The sequence below is a fragment of the Ruegeria sp. BA2 genome, from assembly GCF_056539605.1.
Genome location: NZ_JBQFVE010000023.1, coordinates 1 through 26487, shown reverse-complemented (window position 1 = coordinate 26487; position 26487 = coordinate 1). Strand labels below are relative to the sequence as shown.

The 26487-nt window shown below is 55.4% G+C and carries 23 protein-coding genes and 1 pseudogene; 14 read left to right on the top strand and 10 right to left on the bottom strand.

The annotated features are described in order from the left end of the window. Positions 1 to 3: 3 nt before the first annotated feature. The 4 genes from ACR0NN_RS24480 to ACR0NN_RS24465 all read right to left on the bottom strand — a co-directional run bounded on the left by ACR0NN_RS24480 (position 4) and on the right by ACR0NN_RS24465 (position 7189). Positions 4 to 1269, bottom strand: coding sequence for an MFS transporter (locus tag ACR0NN_RS24480; RefSeq protein ID WP_480685788.1), 1266 nt, complete (start codon positions 1267 to 1269; stop codon positions 4 to 6). Between the two features lie 293 nt (positions 1270 to 1562). Beyond that, the gene (locus ACR0NN_RS24475) at positions 1563 to 3134 is read right to left on the bottom strand and encodes a trimethylamine methyltransferase family protein (RefSeq protein WP_170726926.1); all 1572 of its coding nucleotides are present in this window, start codon (positions 3132 to 3134) and stop codon (positions 1563 to 1565) included. Beyond that, positions 3131 to 5194, bottom strand: coding sequence for an oxidoreductase (locus ACR0NN_RS24470; protein ID WP_170726920.1), 2064 nt, complete (start codon positions 5192 to 5194; stop codon positions 3131 to 3133). The genes ACR0NN_RS24475 and ACR0NN_RS24470 overlap by 4 nt, the downstream gene beginning before the upstream one ends. A 186-nt stretch (positions 5195 to 5380) precedes the next feature. Then, the gene (locus ACR0NN_RS24465; protein ID WP_480685785.1) at positions 5381 to 7189 is read right to left on the bottom strand and encodes a BCCT family transporter; all 1809 of its coding nucleotides are present in this window, start codon (positions 7187 to 7189) and stop codon (positions 5381 to 5383) included. A gap of 478 nt (positions 7190 to 7667) precedes the next feature. Here ACR0NN_RS24465 and ACR0NN_RS24460 point away from each other — a divergent pair. Beyond that, a pseudogene (locus ACR0NN_RS24460) lies at positions 7668 to 7886 on the top strand (transposase); the annotation flags it as partial. Positions 7887 to 8374: 488 nt separating this feature from the next. Here ACR0NN_RS24460 and ACR0NN_RS24455 read toward each other — a convergent pair. Next, entirely contained in the window at positions 8375 to 9334 is a 960-nt protein-coding gene (locus ACR0NN_RS24455) for a LysR substrate-binding domain-containing protein (RefSeq protein ID WP_480685783.1), read from the bottom strand. A 64-nt stretch (positions 9335 to 9398) separates the two neighbouring features. Here ACR0NN_RS24455 and ACR0NN_RS24450 point away from each other — a divergent pair, with 64 nt between their 5' ends. Then, positions 9399 to 9893, top strand: coding sequence for a nuclear transport factor 2 family protein (locus ACR0NN_RS24450; protein ID WP_480685781.1), 495 nt, complete (start codon positions 9399 to 9401; stop codon positions 9891 to 9893). 138 nt (positions 9894 to 10031) lie between these two features. Then, positions 10032 to 10634 carry an NAD(P)H-dependent oxidoreductase gene (locus tag ACR0NN_RS24445; RefSeq protein WP_170726909.1) on the top strand — a complete coding sequence of 201 codons (603 nt, stop codon included), beginning with the start codon at positions 10032 to 10034 and terminating at the stop codon, positions 10632 to 10634. A 332-nt stretch (positions 10635 to 10966) separates the two neighbouring features. On the opposite strand, the gene ACR0NN_RS24440 is transcribed toward ACR0NN_RS24445, so the two are convergent. Beyond that, entirely contained in the window at positions 10967 to 11746 is a 780-nt protein-coding gene (locus ACR0NN_RS24440) for a dienelactone hydrolase family protein (RefSeq protein ID WP_170726906.1), read from the bottom strand. Between the two features lie 86 nt (positions 11747 to 11832). Between ACR0NN_RS24440 and ACR0NN_RS24435 the strand changes: the two genes are divergently transcribed. Beyond that, entirely contained in the window at positions 11833 to 12738 is a 906-nt protein-coding gene (locus ACR0NN_RS24435; protein ID WP_170726902.1) for a LysR family transcriptional regulator, read from the top strand. A 135-nt stretch (positions 12739 to 12873) separates the two neighbouring features. On the opposite strand, the gene ACR0NN_RS24430 is transcribed toward ACR0NN_RS24435, so the two are convergent. After that, positions 12874 to 13791 (bottom strand): LysR family transcriptional regulator, encoded by a 918-nt coding sequence (locus tag ACR0NN_RS24430; RefSeq protein WP_170726900.1) that lies wholly within the window; start codon positions 13789 to 13791, stop codon positions 12874 to 12876. A gap of 104 nt (positions 13792 to 13895) precedes the next feature. On the opposite strand from ACR0NN_RS24430, the gene ACR0NN_RS24425 reads away from it, so the two are divergent. From ACR0NN_RS24425 to ACR0NN_RS24415, 3 genes are all read left to right on the top strand, one after another. Continuing rightward, positions 13896 to 14666 carry an SDR family oxidoreductase gene (locus ACR0NN_RS24425; protein ID WP_170726897.1) on the top strand — a complete coding sequence of 257 codons (771 nt, stop codon included), beginning with the start codon at positions 13896 to 13898 and terminating at the stop codon, positions 14664 to 14666. 29 nt (positions 14667 to 14695) lie between these two features. Further along, positions 14696 to 15556, top strand: coding sequence for an SDR family oxidoreductase (locus ACR0NN_RS24420; RefSeq protein WP_170726895.1), 861 nt, complete (start codon positions 14696 to 14698; stop codon positions 15554 to 15556). Positions 15557 to 15849: 293 nt separating this feature from the next. Continuing rightward, positions 15850 to 16545 carry an SDR family NAD(P)-dependent oxidoreductase gene (locus tag ACR0NN_RS24415; protein ID WP_170726893.1) on the top strand — a complete coding sequence of 232 codons (696 nt, stop codon included), beginning with the start codon at positions 15850 to 15852 and terminating at the stop codon, positions 16543 to 16545. 47 nt (positions 16546 to 16592) lie between these two features. Here ACR0NN_RS24415 and ACR0NN_RS24410 read toward each other — a convergent pair whose 3' ends face one another. Continuing rightward, positions 16593 to 16970, bottom strand: coding sequence for a winged helix-turn-helix transcriptional regulator (locus tag ACR0NN_RS24410; protein ID WP_170726884.1), 378 nt, complete (start codon positions 16968 to 16970; stop codon positions 16593 to 16595). Between the two features lie 81 nt (positions 16971 to 17051). On the opposite strand from ACR0NN_RS24410, the gene ACR0NN_RS24405 reads away from it, so the two are divergent. From ACR0NN_RS24405 to ACR0NN_RS24390, 4 genes are all read left to right on the top strand, one after another. Further along, positions 17052 to 17642 carry an NAD(P)-binding domain-containing protein gene (locus ACR0NN_RS24405; protein ID WP_170726877.1) on the top strand — a complete coding sequence of 197 codons (591 nt, stop codon included), beginning with the start codon at positions 17052 to 17054 and terminating at the stop codon, positions 17640 to 17642. A 67-nt stretch (positions 17643 to 17709) separates the two neighbouring features. Further along, positions 17710 to 18138 carry a cupin domain-containing protein gene (locus ACR0NN_RS24400; protein ID WP_170726871.1) on the top strand — a complete coding sequence of 143 codons (429 nt, stop codon included), beginning with the start codon at positions 17710 to 17712 and terminating at the stop codon, positions 18136 to 18138. Positions 18139 to 18363: 225 nt separating this feature from the next. After that, positions 18364 to 19515, top strand: coding sequence for an iron-containing alcohol dehydrogenase (locus tag ACR0NN_RS24395; RefSeq protein WP_170726866.1), 1152 nt, complete (start codon positions 18364 to 18366; stop codon positions 19513 to 19515). Positions 19516 to 19588: 73 nt separating this feature from the next. After that, a complete protein-coding gene (locus tag ACR0NN_RS24390) occupies positions 19589 to 20377 on the top strand; it encodes an alpha/beta hydrolase (protein ID WP_480685777.1) in 789 nt (262 codons plus the stop codon). Between the two features lie 13 nt (positions 20378 to 20390). Here the strand turns inward: ACR0NN_RS24390 and ACR0NN_RS24385 are convergent, their stop codons facing one another. Together ACR0NN_RS24385 and ACR0NN_RS24380 are read right to left on the bottom strand one after the other, a co-directional pair. Continuing rightward, positions 20391 to 21758 carry a sensor histidine kinase gene (locus tag ACR0NN_RS24385; RefSeq protein ID WP_480685775.1) on the bottom strand — a complete coding sequence of 456 codons (1368 nt, stop codon included), beginning with the start codon at positions 21756 to 21758 and terminating at the stop codon, positions 20391 to 20393. Beyond that, on the bottom strand, positions 21755 to 22423 hold the full coding sequence (locus ACR0NN_RS24380) for a response regulator transcription factor (RefSeq protein ID WP_170726860.1): 669 nt from the start codon (positions 22421 to 22423) through the stop codon (positions 21755 to 21757). Before ACR0NN_RS24380 ends, ACR0NN_RS24385 begins: the two co-directional genes overlap by 4 nt. Positions 22424 to 22562: 139 nt before the next feature. Between ACR0NN_RS24380 and ACR0NN_RS24375 the strand changes: the two genes are divergently transcribed. The 3 genes from ACR0NN_RS24375 to ACR0NN_RS24365 form a co-directional block, all read left to right on the top strand. Then, the gene (locus tag ACR0NN_RS24375; protein WP_170726857.1) at positions 22563 to 23651 is read left to right on the top strand and encodes a type 2 periplasmic-binding domain-containing protein; all 1089 of its coding nucleotides are present in this window, start codon (positions 22563 to 22565) and stop codon (positions 23649 to 23651) included. A gap of 77 nt (positions 23652 to 23728) precedes the next feature. Next, positions 23729 to 25759, top strand: a complete 2031-nt coding sequence (locus ACR0NN_RS24370) for a tripartite tricarboxylate transporter permease (protein ID WP_170726852.1) — start codon at positions 23729 to 23731, stop codon at positions 25757 to 25759. Between the two features lie 10 nt (positions 25760 to 25769). After that, positions 25770 to 26487 (top strand): PrpF domain-containing protein (locus tag ACR0NN_RS24365; RefSeq protein ID WP_480685772.1); only part of this gene is annotated, 718 nt, incomplete at its 3' end.

The following is a 26487-nucleotide window of genomic DNA, read 5'->3' as shown; positions in this document are numbered from 1 at the left end:
CGTTTAAGATTGCGCGGCGTCAGGGTTGGACTGATTGCGGCTTGCGTGAGGAGCCGTTTCCGGCATCAGTGTGAAGAAAATCAATGCCCCCAGCAGTGAAACGGCCGCAAGAAAGTAGAACGCCATATCATAACTGCTGATTTGCACGATCTCTTCCGCCGCAAGGTTGCTGATCGAAGCCCCAACTCCGACGAGGGTGGCCAACGCCCCTTGTACGATATTGAACCGCCCGGTTCCTTTGGTCATATCCGAAACGATGAGCAAAAACAGGACAGCAAAGATCCCATTTGCCACGCCATCAAGCGACTGTATCGCTACAAGGGCGACGGTATTGTCGGTCAAACTGTACAAGACGGCACGGATTGGTAGGATCGAAAACGCAATCAAAAACAGAGGTTTGCGCCCCCAATGGTCGGCTGTGCGACCGCAGAGAATGGCCATTCCGATCATGATGAATTGCGCCGAGATGATGCAGGCAGACGTAAACGCGATGCCGGTTTTGGTATCGCCTCCACTAGCGACTTTCTGACTGACCAAAGGCAGCATACTGGCGTTGGCGCAGTGAAACAGAACGATGGAAACACCGAAAATCAACAGGCGTTTGTCGTTTAAGATGGTTGCAAAGCCGCTGGGTTTCTCGGCACCCGAGTTGTCTTCTGCGACACCGCCTCGGGCGTTTTCGTGGTCTATATCGGTGGATTTGATCAATGTGGTACAGAGGATCATGCCAACACACATCACTGCAATCAATATGAACACCCCGTCCACATAACCAGCCAATGCCAACCCGGCCGCGATCCCCGCTGCCACCACGTTACCCGCATGGTTCCAGGCTTGGTTTGCGCTGGTCTGCCGGGTAAACGCCTTCCGACCTACAACTCCCAGCGTGATAGCAGCAATCAGCGGGCCGAGAAAAGCCAGGGCAACACCCATCGTAGCTTGTGCGCCATAGATTGCGATAGCCTGATCCGACACAACAAGTGTCAGAGCAGCCAAACCTACAGCAGTGATACACACAACCATCAAAGCTCGCTTTGCGCGCGTCCAATCGATTAACGCCCCGGCCGGCGTCTGTGCCAAAACCGTCACGATTGAGCCAAGAGCCAGAGCGAATCCGATATTCTGGGGCGACCAATGAAGTTGAGCCAAAAGGTAAATCGCCAGATAGGGTCCAAACCCCGCAGTCACATCTCCGGCAAAGAAATTTATGCCCAGCAAAGGTCGATTCAACGGTGCATGTTGGACCGTATCCACTGGCGTGTCAGTCAAATCGCTCTGCGCGACAAATGCGCCTCCATGTCAACACTGAGGATGCCTCCAGAAGCCCACTGTGGTTGACCACAAGGTTTTTTTCAACCCAGACGCGTTTTCAGATTGGAGCTTGTAACCCGTGCGGGACAACAGAGAGGAAGAGCGGACTGGTCATCCTGCCCGCTAATGTGGTCCGCCGTTACGGTTAGGAAAACAGAGGAACCACATGGTGAACAAGCGAACGATGCCGGAAGAGGTTGTCTCAAAGCAGCGGCAATCCGGCAATGGACTCCTTTTGGGATCCTCCCAACCTATCTCGATCCTCGCTTCATGTCTTGTCGGTTCAAAACAATGGGGAATTCATCTCGCACCTGCGCATCCGCGTCACCGAAAAAGTTCGGGAAATGGGAGCCAAGAATAGCAGAGGCGCATTCACTCGCGCGATCCATCAGGTCAAGTTTACCCTCCTTTTCCCACGTATCAGTGCGTTCACGATCCATCAGCTTGGGGTATACGAATTCTGATTTCATCGAACTCAGCGTATGCGGGTTACCCAGAAAGTGACCCGGATCAATGGCACAATTGTGGATGACATCCACGGCCAGCGTTTCATCGTTCACCTCGATTCCGCGCAATGACCGGAGGATCATGCCGCCAGCCTCATTGTCGATGACCATGCTCTCGAAACTGCACCCCATCAGACTACCGATCATCCCGCCGAACTCGCACACCCGGTTGGCTCCGGCATGAGCCGCGAGCGTGAAGGTCAAAGCCTTTTCCAGACCGTATTGCGCGTCAGGCAGTTTGGCATCGGTCATGCCCGCGCCGACCGATGTGGGCAAACAGTAGAATTGCCCCATCTGAACGGCAGCCGCACCGATCAGGGCCTGCTCGCCGCTGCCGCCCGTAAAAGATCCGCTACGTAGATCTGTTATAAACGGCCAGGCGGCAAAGCTGACCGGACAACCGGGTCGGATCAGATTGACAATGGCGACACAGGCCAGCGTCTCGGCCACCGCCTGAACCAGTGTTCCGGCCAACGTCGCGGGCGCTGTGGCCCCGGCCTGCGGAGGGACGGCCAGATCAACGGTCAAGCCCAGTTTGGCGGTGTCGATCAGAATCTCCATGTTCTCGCGCCCAATGCGTAAGGGAGAAACGATGGGGCACCCGCCAAAAATGACTGAGGGTCTTTTCAGAAAGGAACCTTCACCTCCCGAAGCCAGATCGAACATACGGATGGCATGCGGGATATGGCTGCGGTTACGGAACGCCATGCAGGCGGGTTTCTGGCTGGCAGACAGCATGGCATAGACCATGTTCATGTCATGGGTAAAGTCGTCCGGTACATCGGTTGCCAGCACGGTTGCACCCAACATGTGGATGTTTTCCAACCTGTCGACCAGTCGGGTGAAATCATAGATATCGCGCAGCTCGGACGGGCGATAAGACTTTGTTTTTGCATCAAACGTCGTTACCGCTGTGCCCGAATTGGCGAAATAGACGCTTTGTGCGGTACAGTGCATATCGTCTCTGCCCGACCGATCACCGCGTGCGTGGACATAGTATTCACCCGCCGCGCCCGACAGCACATCCTCCATCAGCGCACGCGGAAAACACAGGCGGTTGTGGTCGTTCAATACCGCGCCTTTGGGCAACACCAGATCCAGCAGTTCCGGAAAGTGATCTGCGAGACCCGTCTGATCCAGCACGGTCAGGGCTGCATGGTGAATGGCTTCCATATCCGTCTGAGATAACGGGCTGTAGCGGCCCCCAGCCATGCCTCCATGTACCGCCTCATTGCCGGTGCTGGTCTGTTGCAATGCAATACGGGCAGCGCGCCCACCGCCGCGGCGGCGCGTCTTTGTTGCGGTTGCTTCGGTCATGGCGTCTCCTCCCGCAGATCAGTGATTTCCCGGCGAAACCAATCCAGGTTCGCGTCAGATTTCGAACGCTCAAAGTCACGCGCCGTGCGGTGACCCGCAAAAACCGCGTCAGCGATCAGCCCTGGTGAGGCCGCATCTCCGATCAGTTCCAGCGTCGTCAAACCTTGGTTCTTTAACTGCTCATAAAGCGCGGTATTCCGCAGCCGCTCGGTCACCAGAACCACAGAGTCGCACCGCACTTGATCGCGGCGCCCGGTGTAAGAACAAGCAATAGTCGCATGATCGGGTGCCACGTTCCGCAGCACCTGATTGCAGCGGATATCCACACCCAGATCAAGCAACCGGGCCTGAATGCGGTGTTGCTCAAGCGTGTATGCAGAAAACCCGGATACCGCGCTCTCCGGGGTCACGAAAATCACTTCGCAGCCGGACCGAACAAGTTTTTCAGCGACCACCCCAGCAAGGTAGATATGGTCATCATCATAGATCACAACAGACCCTTCGGGCTCCGATCCACCCATGATGTCATCGGGCGTGTAAATACGCGCCCTCGCGTCAATCCGCGGTAGGCGGCGGCGGGTGTAGCGCCCGATCCCATCGGCCCGCCAACGCGCGCCGGTAGCAAGGAACACATGGTCGATGCCAAGTTCTGTCACCTGATCAGCGGTCAGCGCGCTTTCTGTAAACATCTGCACGTTGGAGCGCTGTTTCAGATCGTTTAGCCGGTAATCCGCCACGCGGCCCCACGCCGCCAGCCCGGGCAATCTGCTTTCGCGCAGGACACGCCCTCCGAATTCTGCCTCTCCTTCGGCCAAAGTCACATCGTACCCGCGCCGTGCAAGTTGCATAGCGCATTCCAACCCCGCAGGGCCACCGCCGACAACCAGCGTTTGCGTCGCCTGACCACGCGAAGCGATCCGTTCGGGATGCCAGCCGCGCCGCCATTCTTCTCCGATCGTGGGGTTCTGCGTGCATCGGATCGGGATGCCAAGCCCATCTGATGCGGCGCAGATATTGCACCCGATGCACTCACGGATTTCGTCGATGCGGCTTTCCTCGATCTTTCTGGGAATGAACGGATCAGCGATCGAAGGCCGCGCGGCCCCGATCAAATCGACAACACCTTTGCGTAACATCGACAGCATCATGTCGGGCGAGGTTAGGCGCCCAACCCCGACCACGGGCTTACCCGTTACCTTTTTGACATGGGCCAGATACTCGTTTTGATAACCGTCCTGCGGCTGGAACCGTGTGGTCGCGGAATCATTGGACCAATCCGAGACGTTGACGTCCCAGATATCCGGCAATTCGGCCAACAATTCGACCACGGCGCGGCCCTCTTCGACCGCTTGCATCCCGTCGGGGCCCTGCATTTCATCAATGCCAAAGCGGAATGCTACTGCGCAGGTATCGCCAACAGCCTCATGCGTGTCTTCCAGCAACTCTCGGGTCAGTCGCACGCGATTTTCCAGACAACCGCCATATTCGTCGGTCCGTGTGTTCAAATGCGGCAGCATGAAGTGCTGGGCCAGTGTCATGGCGTGGCCAGCATAAACGTAGATGATATCAAACCCGGCCTCCTTGGCGCGCAAAGCGGCGTCGCGGTGCCACTGGCGCAGGGCGCGAATGTCGGCCTTGTCCATCTCACGCCCCTGTTTCGGTTGCACTGAACTGATCGCCATATCTGATGGGGCCAATATGGGCGCCCGCGACAACAGGTTTGTGGCATGGCTGCCGTTGTGCACAAGCTGCACGGCCGCCAACGCACCGTGTCCATGGACTGCCTCCGTCATCAGTCTCAGGGCGGGAATGTCACGTGCGTCCCACAAACGCCCTTCGGCATAAGGGGCCAGATCCGAAGTTGGATGAATTTCGGTTTCCTGCGTGGATACCACGCCCCAACCGCCTTCCGCTTTCATACCACGCAGCGCGGCCTCGGCACGGGGGCGCACATGACCGAGACCGGTGCAATGTGGCACCTGATAGAAGCGGTTTTTTGCAGTGACTGGCCCCAGACGAATGGGTGCAAACAAAGGGGCGTAAACTGAAGCGTTTGACATTGCGCACCCTTTCTTATGTCTGATCGGAGTAGCCCGATACAAATACCCTATGATCTGTTCTCTGTTGTGTTGGTAATCGCCTGGAGGATGCCCGTCAGTGCCCACCAGCAAGTCAGTCAGATTTAACGCCCCATCGTTAAGCAATCCCATGAGGAACATTAAGAAACCGGACTGAATCGTTAATGTTCACTCAGTATCTGAGGCGCTTTCCTCATAGCTCGACCGCCGAAGGTCGTTGATCATGGCTTTTCCGAGTGAGACACACATCAGTAGAAGAACAAGGCTGAAGGGCAACGCGCCGATAATCATGGAATTGGTCAGCGCCTCTAGTCCACCGCCCCCTGCGATCAGCAGCGTACCAATGACCAGAGTCAGTAGACCGCCCCAGAGGATGCGGTGTTTGACGCCGGTCTCTTCCGATCCGCCGGACATGATTGTGTTCATCACAAGAATCCCTGAATCCGCCGACGTCACCAGAAATGTCATTGTCAAAACCACACACATGAAGCTGATGATAATCAACAAATTGCCTGAGATCATTTGTTCAAGCGTCACGAACAGGGTTGCTGTGGTTGACGATGCAAGGATCACGCCATCGGCGTCTCCGTTCAGTTCCAGATCAATGGCCGAACCACCCAATATCGTCATCCAGGCGAAACACACCAATGATGGAGCGACCACAGCACCAAAGATAAACTCACGTACCGTTCGCCCGCGTGAAATCCGGGCAAGAAACAAACCGACGAAGGGCGAAAAGGCGATCCACCACGCCCAGTAAAACGTGGTCCAACTCGATTGCCATCCGAACAACCGCCCCGGAGTGCCCGCCTCATATGCGGCCAGTTTTGCCGCCTCCGGCATAGCTGCGGCATCAGCGCTCAAGGCGTTGAGGAATTCTTCCTTACTTCCCCAGGCGTCGGTCGCACCGGCAAACAGCTCTCCTGCGAAGGGCGCGGCTTCGGGCGGCAGCGCTGTTGCGTACTCTGCCTGTGACATCGGGCTATAGGCCTGCAGGCTGAGGGGTATAAAGTTGACGATGTAATCCAGGAGAGCCTGCACATAGGTCACGGACGCAAACGCAAATGATCCGAATACAACAAACACGGCTAAAAGTATCAATGACAGGATCAAATTCAGGTTCGAGAGGTACTTCACCCCTCTTCCGACGCCGGAAACTGCCGACAGTGTCGAAAGCATCATAACCAGTGCTAACGCAGCAACCAACGCCGCTGTTGAAGGCTTCATGACTCCGTCCATCAACCAGTTGGCGCCAGTAATCAGAAACGCGCCATCCACAAGCTGTGATACGCCGTATCCGATGGTGACGGCGACGCCAAGAATGGTTGCGACGACGCCCAGTATGTCGATCAGATGACCTGCTGCCCCATTGGAATACTTGCCCAGCAACGGCGTCAGTGCAGCACGGATCGTCAGCGGCATATCGCGGGTGTATGCGTAGTACGCCAAGCTCAATCCTGTCACCACATAGATGGCCCAGGCATGAAACCCCGTATGCAAGAATGTATAGCGATAGGCCCCCTGAATTGCGTCGGTGCTTTTGGGCGCAACCTCCCCCGTGACTGTTAGCGGATTGACCTCCCACAAACCAAGGGGTTCGGCTGTGGCATAAACCATCAACCCAACTCCCAGCCCGGCACCGAACATCATCGAGAACCATGAGAAATTCGTGAACTCGGGCCGTTCGTTATCACCGCCCAGACGCAGTCGACCGGTAGCGGGGATCACAGCGACCACAAACAGGAACAGCGAAAACAGAGCAACCGATAGGTCGTAGAATACGTTAAAATCACTCAGAAGACCTGACTTCCAAGACCGTAACGTATCATTCGCAGCAAGTGGCCAAACCAAAGCCCAAAGCACCAGAGCCGTTACCACCAGTTTGCTGACCAACGCGATCGGAAGGCTGTAGCCTTTGTAGAATCCGTTCGTCTGTCTTGTGATCTGAAGTTCTGTGAAGGGATCTTCCAGCGACATCCTGCTCTTTATCACACTCTGCTGCGTTGTCCTTAATCAGGTTTCCAGCATCCGGGATCAATGTCAGAACTGCAACAGCTTTCAATGGTTTGAACTCTGTCGCAGTCTCAAAATGGTTTTGCCAACGCTTAGCGGATGGGTATATTTGAGCGTCCGTGATTTCACGCACCCAATGATCAATCTCTATTCGCCATTGCGATCAGAGCTGCGACGGTTGTCACAAAAAAGATTTCAAAGGATCTCGTCTTTTTGGCTGCTCACATGATTTCCTTCAACAAAACCTCATGCCGACCTACCCCCGAACGCTCTTGAATTGCTTATGTCAAAACTCAATTGCAAGCTCTTAATCGGGAGCGTCAGACACTTGCTGGTGTCGAAAGGAGCGACGCTTAAGTCTGCCTTTTGCTTCCCTTGCGTAGAGTCACGCAATCTCAACGATTGATAGCTTCCCGCTGGACGTACCAAAGAAGCAAACGAACGGCCCTTTGCCAAGACCAAGCAATACAAGGTCTCGATAAAGCGGCGGAAGAAGTTCGAGATGCTGTTTGCCCATCTCAAACGTTTCCTTGGGCTTGGGAAGCTTCGATTACGCGGGCCATGTGGTGCGAACGACGAATTTCTCCTCGCAGCCACCGCCCAGAACTTCCGGAAACTGGCCAAGACCTTTCCCGCACCGCAGCAAACGCGAAAAGCCTGACTAGAAAGGCACTCGCGCCAAATTCCGGGTTCCGGTTTCTGCGCCAGCAACACGTTGTTTTTCCACAGAATCCTCGCAATGCAGGCTTTCGCTGCGCGAGCGAAAAACGAGAGCCAATCAACCTAGTGACATTTGGAACAAGCCCCAAGTTGGAACTATATATCTGCTTTGGTTGGCAGCTGTAAATTCTCCGTAATCCAGGCGAACTCAGAGGGCAGCACCGGAAGCCAAAAGGTTCTGGGGATATGTCGCGAACTTTTAGAGCGGCCAGAGCCATCGACTTACCGGACGCACTCATCCTGCGATCTCGGTAAATAGCCGAAAGCCAGATGTCGTGGTGCTGGGGAATTGCTGATTTCAGATCATGTGGGCGACCTCGATGCCATCCAAAGTAGCCGAGGCGGATCTGAACGACTTGAATCCGCATCGAAACCTATCTGTCGCCTGCCGTTCCGAGAAATTGCGGATTAGAGGAAACCCAACTGCTATTATGATATCTTGAGATGATCAATAAGCAAGCGCAGCGGGATCATGTTCCGATATTCCCTCGGAAAGTAGATGTACACTCCAGGCGTATCTGGAAGATGTTCAGAGAGCATCGAAACCAGATTGCCGATTCCCAGTTGTTCCGCACAATAGTCTTTGAACGTGTAAATCAAACCGCACCCCTGCTGGGCCAAATCAAGCGAAGCCGGTAAGGTGTTGACGATAAACTGCCCATCAACATCAACCGCAAATTCTCCAGTTGATGACTTGAAGTTCCAAGCTGCAACTTTGCCGGAAGAGGGCAGCCGGTAGCGGATACAATTGTGCTGAAGCAGCTCAGCGGGCACTTTCGGTGTGCCGTTCGCCTTCAAGTAGGATGGACTTCCAGCGACCACAAGATCAAGTGGTGGCGTAACTGGAACAGCCACCATGTCCTGAGAAATCCGATCCCCCAGACGGAAACCCGCGTGGAAGCCATCATCCAGAATTTGCGACAGCGCGTCTGTGATGGATAGCTCTATCTCAATCTCCGGGTATCGCGTCGAAAAAGCGCTAAGTGCTGGGCTCACAAAAAGGTCGTAGATGTATTCTGCCATCGCGACCCGAAGGCGGCCTCGGGCGGCGTGTCCGGTGGTTCTTGCAGTTTCTACAGCCTCTTCTAATTGATCAAATGCAGGCCCTGATCCTCGTAGCAGCGCCCGTCCAGACTCGGTCAAACTTACGGATCGTGTGGTTCGAATGAACAGTGTCGTCCCAAGTTGGGTTTCCAGGTTTTTGAGTTGCTGACTGACGGTGGCAGGTTTGATTCCAAGAATATCCGCTGCGCCGCGCAGGCTGCCCTGTTTCGCAATGGCAGTAAAAACTTCAAGTGTTGCGAGTGGCAAGCGCACAATCCAGTCCTCCGTCTCTTTCAATTGGTAGATTTCATCTAGCAAAGAAACAGATTGAGGGCGGATTATCAACTTAATCGACTCCGCTTAGATTTTCATCAATGCCGCCGTGTCCTCAGACCACCAGGAGAAAATCATGAAACCCATCATTCGTTCCGTAGCAATCGCTGCCACCTTAGCAACGGGAAGCATCGCAATGGCCGGAACACCGGAAGAAAACAAACAAGTCGTCCAGAACTTCTTTGCGGCCTACGGCGCAAATGATCTGGATGGTATTGCTGCCGTCATGGATGAAGACGTGCAATGGCACATTCCGGGTCGACACCCCCTGAGTGGTACTTTGAGCGGCCGGGACGACGTGCTCGCGTTCTTTGGCCAGCTTGCAGTTGCTGGTTTCCAAGCAGAGCCGATCTATTTCGGTGCTGACGAAAACCATGTGGTCGATATCCACCGTGGCTGGTCCAACGCGGAAGGCAAGCCGAACGTAGATACAACTTGGGCGCTCGTTTACCGCATTGAGAACGGTCGCATTGTCGAGGCCACCAACCTCTCGGCTGATCAGGACGCAGCAAACACATTCTTCTGGTCGCAATACCAGCTCGCACCTGTGGTCGATCGTCTGGCCGAATAACCAAGCCAGCGCCGCGCCCTTTGACAGGGCGCGGTCTCGGCGTTGAGGGGCCACCAAGACCAGTGACGCGGCATCGTCGCTTCAGATGAGCCGCTGATCACGCAAACTACAATCAAAAAATCAAGAAAGAGAGCGGCAATGCAAATTCTTGTCCTCGCAGCGCACCCGAACCTCGAGCGATCTCAGATCAATCGGGTTTGGATAAATGCCCTGTCTTCAACAGCCGATGTCACGATCCGCAACTTGACCGAGATAGGCGGTCCGACGATGCAGTTTGATGCTGCTGCGGAACAGGCCGCGCTCCTGTCTCATGACAGGATCATCTTTCAGTTTCCATTCTATTGGTACTCCGCGCCGCCTGTACTGAAGTCATGGATGGATCAGGTCTTGACCTACGGGTTTGCCTATGGGCCAGGTGGTGACAAGCTCAGCGGTCGCGAGTTGCTTCTGCTCATTTCCACGGGCGGTCCTGCCGATAGCTATCACGCAGGTGGATACAATAACTTTTCCGTGGACGAGTTCCTGAAACCCTTCCAGCAGACCGCATTGCTCGCGCAAATGCGCTATCTTCGCCCATTTGTGTTTCACGGTATGGCGCAAGCACGGACTGATGAAATCGAAGCGAGCGTTGTTCCCATGTTGCAGCATCTCAGTGATCCTGAACTTGATCCTGCGGTACGGCAGGCTCGTCTGTTGAAAGAATTAGAAGCAAATCCTGAACTGGCAGCTGCGGTGAGTTAATCCGATGCCGCAGGAGGCCCGCTTATCTTTGAGCTGCAGACGTTAGTGCAGCGCGCAGGATTCGTCGCAGCTTTTGAGCGATCCGAAGTCAGCGTGAACTGGATGCACAGATCAGCCGATTACTCAACCAGAGTGTGCTTCGGTTAAACCGCTTCCGTGATACTCAAGGTTCGATCTGATACGGCCAATCATCCAATGTTTGCAGCAACGTGCTTTTGAAGCTTCAGTTCAGCGACAACCGCGAATCTGATATTCACTGCAATAGATCCAACCCTGTCAAAGATGTCGTTTGCCTGCCTTTTCGGGTTCAATGCAAAGGCAGGCAATATCTATCAAAGCCCTTGAAGGATTGCTTCTACCTGAGCCAATGATTGCTGGGTCGCAGCTTTGTCATAGGCAAAGCCGCTGCTTGTATCAGTGCCCATGAAAGACAGGGTAAAGGCGTGGGCGACCCCTTCGAAAACCTGCAGATCATAGTTAACGCCCATCGCCTCAAACTCGGCTGCGATAGCGTCGCGTGCCTCAGCTAGTGCAAGTGGATCAAGGTCGCCCTGGAACAGAGTGACAGGCGCTGTGATCATTTGTGTCGTTTCGGCTGCGGTGTTTTCCAGCACACCCCAAAGAACGGCCACCGCACCAAGGTCAGCACCCGTGCGTGCCAGTTCCAGAGCTGCAAGACCACCAACGCTTGTCCCGATCACAGCGGTGCGGTTTGCATCGACGCCCTGCGCTGTCAGCTCCGAAAGTGCCGCGCTCATCGCTGCACGCAGTTCGGGCACGGCACCGCGTACACGAATGGCTTCGGCTGTGGCGGCTTCGGGGCCATCGGGGCGCACGTCTTTGCCATAGAAATCCGCGACAAATACGGTCGCACCCTTGGCGGCATAATCACGCGCCATAGAGAACTGGTTTTCGCTGGGCCCAAGGAAATCATGGGCGATCAGAACACCAACGCCGTCCAACGCCCCTTTGTTTTCGGGCGCAAATAACGTGCCTTCATAGGTCGTCGTTTCGGTTTTGTATTCGATAGCCTGTTGGGCCATGGCAGATGCTCCGATCAGTGTGAGGGCGGTAGGGATAACGCTGGCGATGGCCAGTTTGCGAAGGGTCATTTTGGCTCCTCAGAATTGAACTGATCCGGAACCTAAAAGCGGCATGATATCATTGCAAAGCGCATATACTGAACTATGATATCGTCATGGCTGATATCAGAATGTTGGACCCGCAGCTTCTTTTGGTGTTCGAAGCACTCATGGACACACATTCGGCAACGTTAAGTGCGGCGCGGTTGAACCTGTCGCAATCTGCGGTGTCGGGCGCGTTGAAGCGTTTGCGCGAAATCTTTGATGATCCGCTGTTTGAGCGGCGCAGCCATGGCCTGACCCCAACGGAGCGCGCTGAAGATCTTAGTGGGCAGATCAGCGATGTACTGTTGGGGCTGCGAAATCTCACATCGCCACATGTCTTTGACCCTGCCAAGGCGACCGGCACAGTCATCTTTCTGGCCACCGATTTTGCAATCGCAACGGTTCTTGCGCCCTTTCGTTCCGAGTTGGCACAGGAGGCCCCAAATTTGAAAACCGCATTTCGACCCTTCAGCGGATCGGATGTGGCATCCATTCAGAACTTGAATACTGTGGATTTCATCATCGGCTCACCCGGGATGCTGCCCGAGAGTTATTCTGCGACGCTGCTCAGGACTGATCCCTTGATGCTCTATATGTCGCCTTATCACCCATTGGCTGACAGAACTGTTTCGACGAAAGAACTAACACGATTTCCCCATGTTCTAGTCAGCTTACGGGGCAACAATTCAACATCCACGCTTGACGATATTCTTCAGCAACAGGATCTGGCACGCAACGTCGCCACGTTATGCCATAGCTTTCTAACGCTCCCGATACTGCTGAGCGATGATCAAAGTCTGGCGATCGCGCCTAAATCGCTGGCGGACGTGACGACAGGTAGACTGGTCACAAAACCGCTCCCCATCCCCATGCCGGATGTAAAGCTATTTGCCGGGTGGCACCGCAGATCTAAAAATGATCCGCAAAATATCTGGATACGAGAATTGTTGAAAACATGTTCAACTCGACCCGTCTAAAGAAATGAATACTGCACTTGGTAGTCCTGCAGGCTAGGCCGCGCGTAACGGGTGTCGTATGCATTTTGACCGCGATCTTAACATCTATGCCCGGCAAACCGGCCCAATAATTTGTATCGAATTTGAGCAACCAATTCATGATGTTGAAGCTGCAGGGATGAGTCCTTCTACACCTCTAACACTCTCAGACACGTGCTCAATGAAACTTGATATCCGGGCGGGGATAACTGTGGAAGAATGCCGGACGGCATAGAGTGGCAGTTGCCTTTGCGTGTAATCAGGCAAGATCACAACCACATCGTCTCGGCCAATGTGGCGTGCGAACGCCCATAGCGGGCCAGCGTGAATACCGGCGCCATCTTGCACCGCCTTCACGGCTGACCGGACAGAGTTGATCGCTATTCCCTTGGTGCGTTTCACACGCGCAACAGCTCCTCCAGGTCCGGTGAGTTCCAGGGGTGTCTGCCGGTTCGCAGAGGCAAAAAAGACATGGTCATGCTCTGTCAACTCATCAGGGTGTTCTGGTGTCCCCTTGCGTTTTAAATATTCTGGTGACGCGACCAACACACGTGGAACATCCGCCAGCTTTCTAGCAATCAAGCTTGAGTCTGGAAGGTTTCCAACGCGGAGCGCGACATCAATTCCAGCCTGGGTGAGATCGACAAATCCGCTCGCAAGAATGAGGTCGTATTCTACGTCGGGGTACTTTCTACGATAACTCAAGAGCCAATCCGCAACGAACTCTTGGCCAAAATCAATCGCAGAGGTCACCCGTAGCAATCCGCTGGGCACGAGATCTTCGCCGCTAACTTCTGCTTCCAATGCCTCCAATTGATCGATGATCGAAGACAGCCGTTCAAAATAAAGTTGACCCTGAGCAGTCGGGAGGGTCGCGTTCCCATGGCGATCCACAAGCTTGGTGCCAAGGCGTTGTTCAAGCTGGGTGATACGTCTTGAGATGCCAGAAGGATCTTGGCCCAACGCGCGCGCAGCAGCGCGAATTGAACCAAGTTCAACCACCTTTAAAAATGCAACTTCACCCGCCTTCTTCATGCCGGGTGTTGTAATTTCGTCTACATCAGATTGTCAATTGAACGACTGATGCTGCGAATTTCTACCGCCTAGGTTCCCGCTAACTGAACGCAGGAGCCTTGAACATGGAAAAATCTCTGATTGGTAAAACCGCACTTGTGACGGGTGGAAGCCGGAATATCGGGCGGCTGACAGCCTTGGAATTGTCCGAGAAGGGCGCAGACGTGATCCTGACTTACAACAGTCAGGTCGATGCCGCTGCAGGGGTTGTGGCAGAAATCGAAGCAAAAGGGCGTCGCGCCAAAGCCTTGCAAGCTGATTTCTCGGATAGTGACAATGCGACCGACTTGGCATCACAGGTTCAGCAGGTTTTGTCAGACTGGCAGGCCGATGGCTTGGACATTCTGATCAACAATGCCGGCACGTTGCGGATCGGCGGGTTTGACCAAATTAACGGCGACGATCTGGATGCCATTTATACGACCAACTTCAAAAGCGTGGTGCTGCTGACGCAAGCGCTTGTGTGTCAATTGAACGATGGGGGCCGCATCGTGAACCTGAGCTCAGGCCTCGCGAACGGAGTGTTCCCACCTCTGATCGCGTATGGACCCATGAAAGCCGCATTGCAGGCGGTCACCCTCTATTGGGCGCAAATCCTTGGGCCCCGACAAATCACTGTAAACGCGGTGGCCCCCGGCGGCCTTGACGACGATTTTAACGTCAAGCTCTTTGACGAGATCATCCCCGGCGCGCGCGACTATATCGCTGGCAGCACAGCACTTGGTCGTGTCGGCCTGCCTGAGGACGTGAGCGGTGTCATCGGGTTCCTGTGTGACCCCAAGGCTGCATTCGTGACGGGTGCGGTTCTCAAGATCGATGGCGGCTTCAAACTCTAATTCCCCCTTAGAAACAGGAGACAAAATTCATGACATTCGATGATACCACCATTTCGCGCCGGTCTGCTTTGACTGGTCTGGGCGTCGCTGCACTCGCTGGAGCTGCTGCATCTCATGCGCAGGCTCAACAGGTCGACGCAAAGCCGCTCGCAGGTAAAGTTGCCATCGTTTCGGGTGCGCGTAACAACATGGGTCGTGCCTTCGCCGCGAAGCTGGGTGAGTTGGGGGCCGATGTTGTCGTGCACTATCACCGCGCCGAAACCCGGGATCAGGCCGAAGAAACTGCTCGGCTGGTTGAAGCCGAGGGTGCGCGCGCTGCACTAACGATGGGCGATCTTGGCCAAGTCGAAAACGTGCGCGCCATGTACGATACTGCCGAGCAGAATTTCGGCGGCGTCGACATCGTTCTGAACCATGCTGGCGCGATCCTCAAGAAGCCCTTGGCAGAGTTTTCGGATGAAGAATTTGAGCGCCTGGATGCGATCAACAACCGTGCCCTGTTCTACAGCCTGCGCGAAGCGGCCACACGGATGCGCGACGGCGGTCGGATCATCAACACCGGAACCTCGCTCTTGGCCGGTGCTGCCCCTGGTTACACGATCTATTCGGGCACCAAAGCGCCGGTCGAGGAATACACGCGCATGCTCGCCAAAGAGCTGGGCGCAAAACGGATCACCGTGAATTCCTTTGCGCCCGGCCCTGTGGACACGCCGTTCTTTCATGGTCAGGAGAATGAGCAATCGGCAGCTTACGCGGCGCGCTTGTCAACCGAGCAACGTCTGGGAGTCATTGATGACATCGTGCCAATTGTTGCCTTTCTTGCGAGCCCTGATTCTCAGTGGGTCAATGGACAGACTGTCTGGATCAACGGTGGTTATCTGACCCGGTAGACGGAAGTAGCCAGGAGATACAATTTCTGTCTAAGAGCCAAAGAGCGGGTATTTAATCTCACTTGTTAGATGCCCGATTGTCCTGCAGCTTACGAGTTCGACCAACTGGCTGCGAACAGCAGCCGAACGCCGTAACTCTATCTCACACAGCAGATTTGAAAGGCCTTCGTCTGATTGTCGCTTCCTCGCCATGCCAAGTTAAACGTAGTAGCACCGCTCTAGAGGGCTATATGTATGACAGAACCTGACTTTGTTGGCGTAATGTAAGCCCCAGGCGGGGGAGGAAGATCAAAATGCTAAAGCCTCATGCGGTGATCATCGGAGCTGGAGATGGATTGTCAGCGGCAATAGCACGGGATTTGTCGAGAGACCATGATCTGACGCTAGCGGCCAGAAACGGTGAGCGGCTGCGTATGGTTGCCGGAGAAACCGGGGCTGAAGTTGCTCGTGTGGATGGGACTGACGAAGCTGCAGTTGCAGCTTTGTTCGATGCCTTGCCCCAACCTCCTCGGGTCGTTGTTTACAATCCGTCCGCCCGTATCAGAGGGGCCATAACTGATTTATCGGTCAAAGATGTGCGCAGCGCCGTTGACGTGACTGCAATTGGGGCATTCATCACAGGCAAACATGCAGCCAGACACATGCTGGCTGCAGATCCGATCAACGGTACCCGAGGCACAATCCTGTTCACTGGTGCGTCGGCTGGTGTCAAAGGATTCCCGCGATCCGCTGTATTTGCGATGGGTAAGTTTGCCCAGCGCGGTTTGGCCGAAAGCATGGCGCGCGAGCTTCACCCGCAAGGCGTCCACGTTGCATGGATTAATATTGACGGCGCAATTCTAGGCGCGGGACAGTCAGAGCCTGCGGATAAACCAAATTCCCGCCTGCGGCCCGAAGCCATTGCGCAAACTTATCGCCATCTGATCGAACAACACCCCAGCGCCTGGTCAGATACAGCAACTGTAAGGCCATGGGTCGAGCCATTCTAGTCGATACGGAATGATCGCCGCGCGATTCCCCCGTCGCCATGGGACGATCAAACAGCTCCGGACCTTCCGTTGATACGCGCCTCGAGGATCTTGCGCATGTTGTCTTCTGTCCATTTCTTTATTGCGGTGTTTAGCGGCACCAGTTCGTGCCCAAGCGCTGTGAGCTGGTATTCAACCCGCAGCGGCATTTCATCATAGACCTGTCTGATCACCAGGCCGTCTGCTTCCAGGTTCCGCAAAGTCTGCGTCAGCATCTTCTGCGAAACGCCTTCGACCTGGCGCTTGAGTGCGCCGAATCGTTTCGGCCCATCCTGAAGCGCGATGACAATCAAAAAGGTCCATTTTTCCGCCAGGCGAATGAGAATTTCGCGTGACGGGCAATCCAGAACAAACGCGTTCGGCGGGATATTTTCCATTTTCCCCATGGTTACTCCGGGGTACCTAATTGACGATGTATACCAAGATGAGCAGTTTCCCGGGAAATGCAATCCTGAAAGGAAATGGGCATGAAGATTGGTATTCTGGGAAATGGCAACGTCGGATCCCGTCTGAGTGAGCTTTTCACACGCGGTGGATATGATGTCGTTGTCGGTGGCCGCAGCGGTGACGTTTCGCTGGCTCAGGCGGCTGAGCACGGAGACATCGTGATTGTCGCCGTTCACTATCACGTTGCGCAAGATGTGTTGGCCCCATTGGCAGATCAACTGGCTGGTAAGATCGTTGTCGACGCCACCAACCCACTGAATGACGACTGGTCACCCCTGCATTTGGGTCAGGAAAACTCGGCAGGCGAAGAGATTGGCAGAACACTGCCGCGGTCCAAGGTGGTCAAAGCGTTCAACACGATCTTTGCCGATGTCATGAACCAGAGCTCTATGGATCGCTCCGGACAAAGGGTTACTGCTTTTGTCGCTGGGGATGATGTCAATGCCATCGACAAGGTGGCGGAGCTTGCCGAGAATGCCGGATTCGCTCCTGTCACCATCAACAAGTTGGCAGCTGCGCGTTATCTCGAAGCCAAGGCGCATCTGAATATTGAACTGGCCGTTGGCCAGGGCGGCGGGACCAATGCCGCGTTCGTCTTCAGCCGGGCCTAAGACGCTCCGACATACGCAGACAACCTCAATCAAACTTACGAAAGTACGATCAACAGGAGATCACAAAATGCTCAAGAATATCTGGATGGCCGGAGCCATGGTAGCCGCAGGTTTTGCCTCGACTGCTGCCGCGGGCGAAAATGATGATCACGTCATCAAATTTGATGACGTTGACTGGCAGGAAACCGGCCTTGATGGCGCTGAAGTGGCCGTTCTATGGGGTTCCGAAGAAGGTGGCGATGCAATTTATGCGTTCCGCATTCAACCTGGCGTCGAGCTTCCCCTTCACACACATTCCAATGACTATTGGGGTATCGCCGTTCAAGGCAACTGGGTTCATATCGACGCAAACGGAACCGAGGAAGTATCGGCGCAGGGTGCTTATGCCTATATCAAGGGCGGAGACCTGCACGGTGATCGTTGTGCCGGACCAGAGGTTTGTATCAACGTCATCGACTTTGACGGCGCTCGCGACATCGCGTTCCCCGAGCAGTAGGCTGTAAACCACACCCCCTGCCCCGCTCGGATATCTAAATCCGAATTGGAGCAAATAGAGTGAATTTCAGAGCGGCTGATAGCGCTGGCTTACTCGGCGCCACCACTCACTCCAACACGCCGTTCTTTTGATTCACTCTGCTCTGCGCGCCAGAAATCTGGCGCGCAGAAGAGCTTTGAAAGAGCCATCTAAACCTAAAACTCACTTTATCGATAGGGTGTGCAAATGCTTCACGAATTCAACTTTAGCTACCGCGCCCCGACGCTCATACGGTTTGGCAACAACACCATACCACTGCTGAGCGAAATGGTTTCTGAGAACCAAAAGATACTGGTCATGTATGGCGGTGGGTCCATCAAAAGCAATGGTGTCTTTGACGCTGTAAAAGCTGCGTTGCGAAACCACCGCTATCTCGAATTTGGTGGCGTCGAAGCCAATCCCGAATACCATACTCTCCTTCGCGCGATACAAATGGTAAAGGAAAGTAAGATCGACCTCATTCTGGCCGTTGGTGGTGGTTCCGTTATCGACGCCGCAAAGTTCGTTGCAGCAGCCAGTTTGTATCAAGGCGAAGGCTGGGACCTGCTTGACGGATCTGCAGACGTTGAACAAGCCCTGCCCGTCGGGGTCGTTCTTACGACAGCGGCAACAGGTTCAGAAACCAATACGATTTCGGTGATCTCCGATCGCGATAGAAGCCTGAAACTTGCATTCGAATCTGAATTGGTTGTCCCGCAATTTGCGATCATGGATCCTGACGTGCTGTCTTCGCTGCCAGAGCGACAGTTGGTGAACGGCGTATCGGATGCGTTCGTACATTGCTGCGAGCAATACTTGACCTACCCTGTTGGTGCGACAATCCAAGATGGATATGCCGAGGCAGTCATGCGAACGCTGGTCGATCTGGCGAGGAACCTTGATAGAGCGGGAACGTCGGGCTGGAACCAGAACATGATGTGGGCGGCGAACCAGGCATTGAGCGGAATATTGGGTCTGGGCGTGCCGGTGGATTTCGCGAGCCACACCATTTGCCGCAGCCTAACCGTCTATTGGGGTATCGATCACGCGCGAACGCTGAGCATAGTTCAACCGGCGCTTCTGGAAGAAAGCATTCAGGAGAAATCGGGCAAACTGGTTATGCTTGGAAAAAACGTATTCGATATGCCGGACCCACGCCCGGAAGATGTCATTACCCGGATCAAGAAGTTCTATTCTGATCTGGGAATGCCGCTGACATTGAGAGAAGCAGGTGTTGAAGATAGCGAGGCCGCCATCCGGATTATGGACAACCTCGACATGGAAGGTGTGTCGAGCCTCGGAGAAAACGGGATCTTCGACAAGAAGCGCATACAACGCATAGTGCACGCCATCGCTTGAAGTCAGATTTGAGCATGTCGCAGAATGATATTCGCTTTGCTCGATGCCAATAAACCAAAGAAGGATCAAACCCATGTCGGTAGAAAAAGTTTCCTTTCCGGTCGGTGACAACACCATCGTTGGCGATTTGCACCTGCCTGATGGTGACGGTCCATTTCCGGGACTGATCGTTGGCGGGCCTATGACCTCAGTCAAAGAGCAGGTTACCGGCACTTATGCTGCGGCCCTCGCCAAGCTGGGCTTTGCCGCGCTGGCAATCGATCACCGTTATTATGGTGAAAGCAGCGGGTCTCCGCGTCAGTATGAATACTACCCACATAAGGTTGAAGATCTTGGGGCAGCCCTTGACTGTTTGCTATCTGATGACCGCATCGACAATGACCAGATCGCAGCCGTAGGCGTATGTCTTGGATGTGGATATGTCGCACATGCAATCAAGAACCGTCCCGAGATAAAGGCGTTTGCCGCTGTTGCAGGGTATTACCGTGACGTGCCGGCGATGAATCAGGCCGACCCGGAGGGCTTTGCGGAAAAAGTCGCTGAAGGCCGCGCCGCGCGCCAACATTTCGAAGAAACCGGTGAGGTTCTGACCATTCCCGCAGTTGCGTTGGATCAGGATGCAGCCATGATGTTGCAGTCAACCTATGACTATTACGCGGATCGGGCGGCGCACCCGAACTATGTAAATGGCTTCGCCGTCATGTCGCGCGAGCATTTCCTGAATTTCGATGTGCAACCCGCGGCTCCGAGCATCACCATGCCATTTCTCATGGTGCACAGCGAAAATGCGCTTAATCCAAGTTGGGCTCGAAAGTTTTTCGAATCCGTCCCAGCAGAAAAGCATTATGAGCGTTCCGAATAAAATTGGAAACAAACTACAAGGCAATGGGAAGCGTAAGCGTAACGCTCGCTCCTTCTTCGACCTGGTCGATTGCAACTATCCCTCCATGGCGCTCCGCCACCGCTGAGACAATCGACAATCCTAAACCGCTACCTCCGGAATACTCTAGCTGCGAAAAACGACTGAACGCAGCTTCGCTTTGGTCGGGCGAAAGACCTGTTCCGTCGTCGGCCACAGTTAGCTTTACGTTCTCGGCATCGTTGCGCAGCGCGACTGAAATTCGGCTCAAATTAGTCCCACCGTGCTTAACTGCGTTGTCCAGCAGGTTTTTGATGGCCTCAGTTAGAAAAATCTGATCTCCTGAAACCGTAATTGTCGAGTCCGGCATCGTAACATCAAACTCGATTCCTTTTGCGAGGATCTGTACACCCATCTCTGCGCAGGCTTCTTCCACAACCACACGGAAATCGATCTTGTCCATCTGATCTTGATGCGTAGGCTGCCGCAACCGCTCCAACGATAATAGCTGTTCGGCCACTGTGGCTGAGTTTTTCGCTGCCGACACAAGCTCGATAATCCGTTTGTCCTTGTCCTCATCTGTTTTTGCGTCCCACAACGCCTCGGCCATAGACTGGACTGCGGCTGCCGGATTTCGCAGCTGATGCGCGGCTTCGGAGATAAACACCTGATGGGCGTTGATACTGTGCTCGACCTGCCCAAACAGCCGGTTCAGGGTTCGAACAATGCCATAAACTTCGACCGGGACCGGGCGTTTGATTTCGCTCAGATCGTCAGGTGAGCGTAGGTCGATCGCGTCCTGCAAATCCAGCAAAGGCCGCAGGCCGCGCGCGACACCGAACCAGACAACAATGGCCAGAGTGGTCAGCAGAATACCCATCAGGATCGCAGCGCGGATCGACAGCTCGTTGGCAAAAGCGTTTCGATCCGCGATGCGTTGCCAAGCCGTGACCGTCGCATCACCCACCAGGTTATCCAGTGTGACCCGCTCGGTCATTTTCAGTACGCGCACCGACTCATCCCGATACACCGCCTCAAAAAACCGGGGTTGGTACGCGTCTATCTCTGACGGATTAGCTTCGGCCGGCGGATATGCATACCCGGTGACATAAATACCCCCGGGTCCGGTCACGTGATAAAAAATCTCTCCGCCTGACGCATCGCGGATCAAGCTGCGCGTGGTGGGCGACAAGGCATCGCCTTCGGACACGGCAACGTCGCGCGAGATCGCGAGGCCGGCGGACAACAGGCTGTCGTCAAAAAGCTCCTGCGCCGTTTGTTGAGCAACCGTGTATCGCCAGTATCCAAGCAAGATTGCCAGCAGCACCAATGGCGTCAGGATCAGAATAAACAGCCTAAGCCTGAGCGAACCGTGTCGGATCACTTTTCCACCTCAAGCAGATATCCAAGGCCACGGGCCGTTTTGATCCGTATGCCAAAATTCTGAAGGCGCTTGCGTAGTCTCGAAACATGCGGCTCGACGGCTGAATCGTCAACATCGGCGCCCACGCCATAGACGTAGTCGGTCAACTGACTTTTGGGGACGATCCTGCCGCGCCTCTCCAGCAGGCATTCAAGCACAGCCATTTCCCGACGCGGCACATCGAGCGCTTGGCCCTTTGCGCTGACCTGCCGGGCGGTGCGGTCGAACTCAAGATCTCCGATGGTCTCTCGTGCGCCATAATCCAGTTGCTTGCGGCGGGATAGGGCGCGGATGCGGGCTTCGAGCTCGTCCATTTCGAAAGGTTTGACCAGGTAGTCGTCAGCGCCCGTATCCAGACCGGATACGCGGTCACTGGTCTCGGTGCGCGCGGTCAGCAGGATGACAGGTGCGCTATCGCCTCGGCTGCGCAGGGATCGCAAGATCTCAAGCCCTGAACGACCCGGCAGGTTGATATCCAGAACGATCAGGTCCGCCCCTTCCTGCACCAGATACAGCTCGGCGGCATCGCCATCTGTCAGCACATCAGCGGAATGGCCCCGATCCCGCAGGCGATAGGCAATGGCGTTGGCGAGGGGCTCATTATCCTCAACAATAACGATCCGCATTCGGGCTCCTGCAAGTTTCGCGCAAGGTTGGCGCTCCATGATTGCCAGATGGGAGGGGGAATCAACCCCGCAGTTCGAATTACAATCACGGTGGTGCGGAGGGCACTGACGTGGTTGTCTGGTCAACAGGGAGGAACCAATGGCCATTTCCAACTTCACCCGTCGCGCTGTCGTGGGGCTGATCGCCGCCGCCGGACTCGCGGCACCTGCCGCTGCTGAGGTCGATTTCTCGGGCAAGACCGTCGAATGGGTCATTCCGTTCTCGGAAACTGGCGGGTCGGCCAAATGGGCCAACTTCTTTGCGCCGCTTCTGTCCGAAGCATTGCCGGGTCAACCGACCGTTGTCGTGAAATTCATGCCCGGTGCCGGCTCGACCAAAGGCGCGAACTGGTTTCAGGAGCAGGAGCACGACGATGGCACCCTGCTGTTTGGCACATCCGGATCCACTCAGTTCCCGTATCTGCTGAGCGATCCCCGCGTGCGCTATGAATACAATGACTGGATTCCGGTCATGGCGTCGGGCACCGGCGGTGTTGCTTATCTGAACGCTGAAGACGGTGCTAAGTTTGATGGCTCTGCCAATGCATTGAAGGACACCAACTTCATCTACGGATCGCAAGGCGCAACCCGTTTGGATCTTGTGCCGCTGCTGGCCTGGCAGATGTTGGGTATGAATGTTGAACCCGTCTTTGGTATCAAGGGCCGTGGTGATGGCCGCCTGATGTTCGAACGTGGCGAAGCCAATATCGACTATCAGACATCCTCCGGCTATCTGGGCGGGTCGGCCCCGCTGGTCGAGGCGGGCCAAGCTGTGCCGATGATGACATGGGGCGCGCTGGACGCGGACGGTAACATCGTGCGCGACCCGACTTTCCCGGACATTCCGACTTTCAAAGAGGTCTGCGAGGCCACCGATGGTTGCGAAACCAGCGGTGAAGCATGGGACGCATGGAAGGCCTTCTTCGTGGCGGGCTTCCCGGTTCAGAAACTGGCCTTCCTGCCCGGCGACACGCCACAAGAGGTCGTCGAAGCCTACACCGCCGCGTTCCAAGCTGTAACCGAGCGCGGTGACTTTGCGGACATTTCGTCCAAGCGCGTGGGCAAATATCCGGTGTTCGTTGGCGATGGCTCGAAAGCTGCGCTGCAAACAGCGACCAATGTTGACGACAATGCCAAGCAATATGTCCTGAACTGGCTGAAAGAAGCATATGGTGTCGAGCTAAACTAAGCCCACACGTCGTCGCGCGCCCAATGAAGGGCGCGCGCTTTTTCTAAATACAAGACGATTTATGAAAGGCGGCCGCTATGGAGGTTTTCGCCACCGCTTTACCTGCGCTTGGTGATGCGTGGGGTTTGATCCTGCAACCCATCGTTCTGGGCTATCTTGTGCTTGGCGTGGTCATGGGCTTGGCTGTGGGGGTCTTTCCCGGCCTCGGAGGCATCGCTGGCCTGTCGCTACTGCTGCCTTTCATGTTCGGCATGGACCCGATCCTTGGTCTGGCGCTGATGATTGGGATGGTCGCGGTGGTGCCGACCTCGGACACCTTCGCTTCCGTCTTGATGGGCATCCCCGGCAGTTCTGCTTCGCAAGCCACGGTGCTGGACGGCTTTCCTATGGCCAAAAAGGGCGAGGCTGCGCGGGCGCTTTCGGCGGCCTTCTCCTCATCCCTGTTCGGTGGGCTGGTCGGCGCCACCTTCCTGACCATGTTCATCCTGATCGCGCGGCCTATTGTACTGGCCTTCGGCTTGCCCGAGATGCTGATGATCACAATTCTCGGCCTGTCGATGGTTGCTATTCTGGCCGGACGAATCCCGTTGAAGGGCGTGGCCGCCGCCGGTCTGGGCCTGATGGTCGGTACCATTGGTGAGGCGGATGCAGGTGGCTCACTGCGCATGGCGACCTATGACATTCCCTATCTGACTGATGGTCTGAAATTGGTCATCGTCGGGCTGGGTATCTTTGCCGTTCCCGAGATCGTCTCACTGCTGCGGCAAGATCGTTCGATCGCCAAAGGGGCATCTCTGGGGGCCGGTTGGCTTGACGGTGTCAAAGATTGGTTCGCCAACATTTGGCTTTCGGTCCGTTGTTCGATCATTGGCGTGGTTGTCGGCGTCATTCCGGGCCTCGGGGGCTCAGTGGTCGACTGGATCGCCTATGGCCATTCGGTTCAATCCACAAAAGACAAAAGCAACTTCGGCAAAGGCGAAGTGCGCGGGGTTATCGGCCCTGAAAGCTCAAACAACGCTAAAGAGGGTGGTGGGCTGGTGCCGACCCTGCTGTTTGGCATCCCCGGCTCGGGTTCGATGGCGATCTTCATCGGAGCGGTGGCGCTGTTGGGGTCCGGTGATATCGAGGTCGGGCCGAGCATGCTCAAGGACAATCTCGACATCACCTATTCCATCGTCTGGCTGCTGGCGCTGGCCAACGTGGTGGGCACGATCCTGTGCATCGCAGCCTCGGGTGGTATCGCCAAGCTGACGACGATCCGCTTTACCTACCTTGCGCCGTTCCTGTTCATGCTGATCAGCTTTGCGGCCTTCCAGTCGGGGCAAAACTTCGAAGACCTGCTCGCCCTGTTCGTGATCGGCTTGATCGGCATCTTCTTGCGCCGTTTCGACTGGTCGCGCCCGGCCTTCCTGATCGGTTTCGTTCTATCGAACCCGGTTGAGAAATTCACCAACCAGGCGTTCCAGATCGCCTCGTTCCGGTTCCGCAAGAGCTTTGGGGAGGGCATGGAGTATGTCTTCAGCCCGATCGTTATCGTGCTGATCGTGGTCACCGTTGGTTCGGTCATTCTGGGCATCCGGCAGGCCAAGATGATCATGGCCGAAGGTGACGTACAGGCAGGCACGAAGCGCGCGCCATTGATCTTCCTGCTGGTGATCATGGCCTATCTGATCGTCGCCTTGGTCAACGCCAATATGATCCCCGACTATAATATGACCGACAAGATCATCCCTCTGGTGATCGGCAGCGTCTCGCTGTTCTGCTGCGTGATCCTGTTGATCCAGATGATGCGGCGACCCGAGGGGGATGCGATCTTTGCCGACAAGGAAATCGCCGGAGAAGATGCCAGCGCACCGCATGGTCTGTGGTCCACACTCGCGTGGTTCGCCAGCCTGATCGCTGCGACTTGGGTGGTGGGTTTCATCCTCGCGCTGCTGGGTTTCCTGATCGCGTTTTTCCGCATCCGGGCCGGGGCAAGCTGGCAGATGACGCTGCTCCTGACAGCCTGCGGCATCGGGTTCATGTGCCTGATGGCCGGTGCGCTGAACCGCGATTTTCCGCCGGGTCTGTTGCAAGACATGGTCAGCCTACCCTGGCCGTTGAAGTGAGGGATCCAAAATGACCCAAACTGCGATCCCTTACATCTTCATGCGTGGCGGCACTTCGAAAGGTCCGTATTTTCGCCGCTCAGATTTGCCCGAAGATCTGGACACGCTGGCCGAGGTGCTGATCGCTGCCCTTGGTTCCGGGCAGTCGCTCAACATCGATGGCATTGGTGGTGGAGCGGCCGTCACAACCAAAGTCGCGATGCTGTCGCTCAGCGAGGATGACTGGGCCGATATCGACTATTTCTTCGCGCAGGTTTCGGTCGAGGAGAAGCTGGTCGATTTCAAACCCACCTGTGGCAATATCCTGTCCGGCGTTGCCCCTGCTGCCATCGAGATGGGCCTGTTCAAACCGCAGGGCAATGAAACCGAAATTCGCATTCGGGCCGTCAATACGGGGGCTCGGGTCGTGGCCAAGGTGAATACGCCCGGGGGCGAATTGACTTACGAGGGCGACGCGGAAATCGCCGGCGTTCCAGGCCATTCGTCGCCGGTGCAGCTGAGTTTCATGGGCGTCGTAGGATCAGCCACCGGAGCGTTCCTGCCCACGGGCAACTTGCGCGACACCGTTCAGGGCATCGAACTGACCTGCATGGATGTCGCCATGCCTATGGCCATCGCCTGCGCCACCGACTTCGGGTTGGCAGGCTATGAATGCGCCGAGGAGCTGGACGGCAACAAGGCCTTTTTTGACCGGATGGAGGCGGTGCGGATTGAGGCCGGGGAACTTA